Source organism: Kitasatospora sp. NPDC088346, assembly GCF_044740765.1.
Lineage (GTDB): Bacteria > Actinomycetota > Actinomycetes > Streptomycetales > Streptomycetaceae > Kitasatospora.
Genome location: NZ_JBIURH010000124.1, coordinates 1 through 5,183, shown reverse-complemented (window position 1 = coordinate 5,183; position 5,183 = coordinate 1). Strand labels below are relative to the sequence as shown.

Sequence of the window (5,183 nt, the reverse complement as noted above, 5' to 3'; positions counted from 1 at the left end):
CGCTCTGGTGTCGGAGGAGCTGACGGACCCGGAGTACTGGGTGCGGCACGTCCGTGAGGCCGTCCGCTTCGCCGACGCGGTCGCGACGCTGGAGGTCGAAGGCGTCCGGACGTTCCTGGAGTTGGGCCCGGACGGCACCCTGAGCGCGATGGCGCAGCAGTGCCTGCCGGAGTCCACCACCGCCGTCCTCACCCCGGTCCTGCGCCGTGACCGTCCCGAGGCCCGGAGCCTCACCACGGCCCTCGCCCGGCTGCACGTGCGCGGCATCCCGCTCGACTGGGACACCGTCCTCGGGGGCGCGGGCGCCCGCCGTGTCGACCTCCCCACCTACGCCTTCCAGCGCGAGCGGTACTGGATGGAGGCGCCCGCACTGTGGGCGGTGGACGTGGCCTCGGCCGGCCTGGTCGCGCCCGGGCACCCGCTGCTCGGCGCCGCCGCCCCGCTGGCCGAGTCCGACGGCTACCTGTTCACCGGACGGCTCGCCCTGGACACCCACCCGTGGCTGGCCGACCACGCCGTCTCCGGCACCGTGCTGCTGCCCGGCACCGCCTTCGTCGAGCTGGCCCTGCGGGCCGGCGAACAGACGGGCTGCGAGCGGCTGGACGAACTGACCCTGGAAGCCCCGCTGGTGATCCCCGCCGCCGAGGCGCTGCAGTTCCAGCTCTGGGTCGGCGCCGCCGGCGAGGACGGCGGCCGGCCGATCAGCCTGTACTCCCGTCCCGAACAGGCCGAGCCCGACGAGCCGTGGACCCGCCACGCCGGCGGAGCGCTCGCCGTCTCCGCGGCAGCCGACACCGGCACCCCGGCCGAGGCCGCCGAACTCACCGAGTGGCCGCCCGCCGGTGCCACCGCCGTCGGGGTCGACGGCCTGTACGAGCGGCTGGCCGACGGCGGATTCGCCTACGGCCCGGCGTTCCAGGGGCTCACCGCCGCCTGGCGGCTCGGCGAGGAGCTCTTCGCCGAGGTCGCCCTGCCCACGACGGCACAGCCGGACGGTGGCCTGTTCGGCCTCCATCCGGCCCTGCTCGACGCCGCCCTGCACGGCACCTTCCTCCAGGAGGGATCGGCCGAGGACACCGGCGCTGCGCAGGGAAGGCTGCCGTTCTCCTGGAGCGGCGTCACGCTGCACGCCGTCGGCGCCACCGCGCTGCGGGTGCGGATCACCCCGCAGGGCACCGACACGATCGCCCTGGCGCTCGCCGACGCGACCGGCCGGCCGGTCGCCACCGTCGACTCGCTGGTGCTGCGCCCGGTGGCCGCCGAGCAGCTGCGCGGCGCCCGGTCCGGGCACCTCGACGCGCTCTTCGAGGTCGAGTGGACGGCGCTGCCCACCGCGGCCGGCGCGGACCGCACCCCGCCCGCCCTGGCCGTGGTCGGCGCGGCCGAGGGACTGCACCGGGGCCTGCGATCCGGTGGCCTCGCCGCCGAGGCCTACCCGGACCTCCCGGCGCTCGCCGCGGCCGTCGAAGCCGGCGCCCCGGTCCCGGAGTTCGTGCTCACCGGCGTCGACCTGCCGGACCTGCCGGACCGGGCGGCGGGTGCCGCGGTGCCGTCCGCGGACACCGTCCGGGCCGCCACCCACCGGGCCCTCGCCCTCGCACAGGCGTGGCTGGAGCTGCCCGGCCTCGGTGACGCCCGCCTGGTGGTCCTGACCCGTGGCGCGGTCGCCACCGCCGGCGGCGAGCAGGCCGACGACCTGGCCGGCGCGGCGGTGTGGGGTCTGCTGCGCTCGGCGCAGTCCGAGAACCCGGACCGCTTCGTCCTGCTCGACCTGGACCGGGCCGACGGCGACGACACGACCGCTGCCGTCCTGCCCGCGGCCCTCACCGCAGCGGAACCCGAACTGGCACTCCGTCACGGCGAGTTGTTCGTCCCCCGGCTGGCCCGGATCGCCGCCGACGCGGCCCTCGCCCCGCCCGTGGACGCCGTCGCCTGGCGGCTCGGAATCCCCGTCAAGGGCACCCTGGAGAACCTGGCACTGATCGAGTTCCCGCCCGCCGTCGCCCCGCTCGAACCGGGCTACGTCCGGATCGGCGTCCGCGCCACCGGGCTGAACTTCCGGGACGTCCTCAACGCCCTCGGCATGTACCCCGGCAACGCCGGCCTGCTCGGTCTGGAGGGCGCCGGCGTCGTCCTGGAGGTAGGCCCGGGCGTCACCGACCTCGCCGTCGGCGACCGGGTGTTCGGCATGCTCTCCGGAGGCTTCGCACCGGTCACCGTCACCGACCGGCGGATGGTCGCCCGGATGCCCCGGGAGTGGAGCTTCGCCGAGGCCGCCTCCGTCCCGGTGGTGTTCCTCACCGCCTACTACGCCCTGGTCGACCTCGCCGACCTGAAGGCCGGGGAGTCCCTGCTGGTCCACGCCGCCGCCGGCGGTGTCGGCATGGCCGCCGTCCAGCTCGCCCGCCACCTCGGCGCCCAGGTGTTCGGCACCGCGAGCGCGTCCAAGTGGGACGCCGTCCGGGCCCTCGGCCTGCCCGACACCCATCTCGCCTCCTCCCGCGACCTGGACTTCGAGGAGCGCTTCCGCACCGCCACCGGCGGCCGCGGCGTCGACGTCGTCCTCGACTCGCTGGCCCGCGAGTTCGTCGACGCCTCGCTGCGGCTGCTCCCGCGCGGCGGACGCTTCGTGGAGATGGGCAAGACCGACGTCCGGGACGCCGAGCAGGTCGCGGCCGAGCACCCCGGCGTCCGCTACCGCGCGTTCGACCTGATCGAGGCCGGACCGGACCGCATCAACGAGATGCTCACCGCCGTCCTCGACCTGTTCGCGCAGGGAGCCCTCCAGCACCTGCCCGTCACCGCCTGGGACATCCGGCGCGCCCCCGAGGCGTTCCGCTTCGTCAGTCAGGCCAAGCACATCGGCAAGGTGGTGGTCACCGTCCCGCCGCCGCTCGACCCGGACGGCACCGTGCTGGTCACCGGCGCCACCGGCACCCTCGGCGCGCTCGTCGCCCGCCACCTGGTGACCGGTCACGGTGCCCGGCACCTGCTGCTCACCAGCCGGCGCGGCGCCGACGCCCCCGGCGCCGCCGAACTCACCGCCGAGCTGACCGCCCTCGGGGCCCGGGTCACCGTCGCCGCCTGCGACGCCGCCGACCGGACGGCCCTCGCGGAACTGCTCGCCGCGGTGCCCGCCGCCCACCCGCTGACCGCCGTCGTGCACACCGCCGGCGTCATCGACGACGGCGTGGTCGGCTCGCTCACCCCCGCGCGGCTGGACACCGTACTGCGACCCAAGGTGGACGCCGCGCTCAACCTCCACGAGTTGACCGCCGGCCACGACCTCGCCGCGTTCGTGCTGTTCTCGTCCGTCGCCGGCACCTTCGGCGGCGCCGGACAGGGCAACTACGCGGCCGCCAACGCCTTCCTCGACGCCCTCGCCCGGCACCGCCGCACCGCCGGACTGGCCGGCCTGTCGCTCGCCTGGGGCCTGTGGGCGGAGACCAGCGGCATGACCGGCACCCTGGACGAGGCCGACCTGCAACGGATGGCCCGCGGCGGCATCACCCCGCTCGGCTCCGCCCAGGGCCTGGCGCTGCTCGACACCGCGGCCACCCTGGGACGCGCCACCCTCGCCCCGATGGGCCTGGACGTCACCGGCCTGCGCTCCGCCGACCCGGCCGCCCTCCCGCCGCTGCTGCGCGGCCTGGTCCGGGCCCCCGCCCGGCGCACCGCCAGGGCCGCCGCGGCCGCTGCCGGGGCCGACCCGGGCCGCACGCTGGAACAGCGCCTCGCCGGACTGGACGAGGACGAGCGCCGCACGCTGCTGCTGGACCTGGTCCGCACCCAGGTCGCCGCCGTCCTCGGCCATGCCGGACCGGAGGCGGTCGACGCCGAACGGGCCTTCAAGGAGCTCGGCTTCGACTCCCTCACCGGTGTCGAACTGCGCAACCGCATGAACGCGGCGACCGGGCTGCGGCTCTCCGCCACGCTGGTCTTCGACTTCCCGACACCGGCCGCGCTCGCCGAGCTGCTGTTCACCGAGACCGCCCCCGCGGCGGACGCCTCGGCCCGACCGCTGCTCGCCGAACTCGACCGCCTGGAAGCCGCCTTCGCCGCCGCGCCCGTCCCCGGCGAGGACCTGCGGACCGCGCTGTCCACCCGCCTGCAGTCCCTGCTGGGCCGGCTGGCCGCCGTCGAGGAGCCGGCGGCCCCGGCCGTCGACACCGAACAGCTCAGGGCCGCCTCCGACGAGGAGCTGTTCGCGTTCATCAACGACCAGCTCGGCCGCTCGCAGGACGGCAGCTGAGCCGTAGCACGACCGCACGGTCCCACCCCGGGGCCCCGGACAGGCACCCGAAGGTGCCCGCCCGGGGCCCCGGCGGCATCACCCGGCATCCCTCCCCGGCGTCACTCCCCGGGGCGAGGCCGCCCGGACGGCGGCTGCGCCCCCGTGCGCCACCAGCGGCGCGACGCCAGTGCGGCCAGCGCGGCGCCGACGGCGTTCACCAGGACGTCGTCCACCGAGGACACCCGGTCCAGGCACAGGACGTACTGCGCGGTCTCGATCAGCGCCGAGCAGGCCGCCCCGAGCGCCAGGACCCTCGGCGCGGACGCCAGTGCCACGAACCGCAGCGGGGCGAAGAACCCCAGCGACGCGAACACCAGCAGGTTGCCGCCGATCCCGACGACCCCCATGGTGGGCAGGTCCTGCAACGGGACCAGGCTCACCCCGCCGTGGGCCGTGCCGGGCGAGGCACCCGGCATCATGGTCATCCAGACGAACGGCAGCGTGCCGTGCACTATGCCCACCTCCGCCAGCGACATCCGCCACGCCGAGGAGCTGCCGGCGGCACTTCGGCATCGCGTCAGCACCCACACCACCAGCAGGGCCAACGGCACCGCGGCCAGCGTGACCAGCACCACGCCGTTGAACGTGTCGAGGCAGCCGTGCCACCGCCCGGCCGCGCACCTCGGCGCCGACATCAGGAGCGGACGCCGCCCGACGAACGCGGCGCCCGCGATGCCGAGGGCCACCAGGCCCAACAGGACGGCCTGGCGCGTGCGGCGCGGCGGCGGCGCGGGAAGGGCAGCGTCGTGGTTCATGCCCCCATTGAAGACCACGGGCGGCAGCGGACCGGACAGGACCTAGAAGGCTCGTGAAGATCTTGGGTTCTGGCCCCGCCGCGTGAGCGGCGGGGCCAGACTGCTTCTTGTGGCAATGGGGGAATGGGCCGGGG

The 5,183-nt window shown here is 76.0% G+C and carries 2 protein-coding genes; one reads left to right on the top strand and one right to left on the bottom strand.

The annotated features are described in order from the left end of the window. The coding region (locus tag ACIOFR_RS41755) for an SDR family NAD(P)-dependent oxidoreductase (RefSeq protein ID WP_401005999.1) at positions 1 to 4,252 on the top strand (4,252 nt) is incomplete at its 5' end. Positions 4,253 to 4,353: 101 nt separating this feature from the next. Here the strand turns inward: ACIOFR_RS41755 and ACIOFR_RS41750 are convergent. Continuing rightward, positions 4,354 to 5,049: a VanZ family protein gene (locus ACIOFR_RS41750; RefSeq protein ID WP_401005997.1), complete on the bottom strand. Its 696-nt coding sequence runs from the start codon at positions 5,047 to 5,049 to the stop codon at positions 4,354 to 4,356. Positions 5,050 to 5,183: the final 134 nt, after the last annotated feature.

Coding starts and splice junctions, on each gene's coding strand:
- ACIOFR_RS41750 (WP_401005997.1), bottom strand. CDS start 5,049: ATGAACCACGACGCTGCCCTTCCCGCGCCGCCGCCGCGCCGCACGCGC.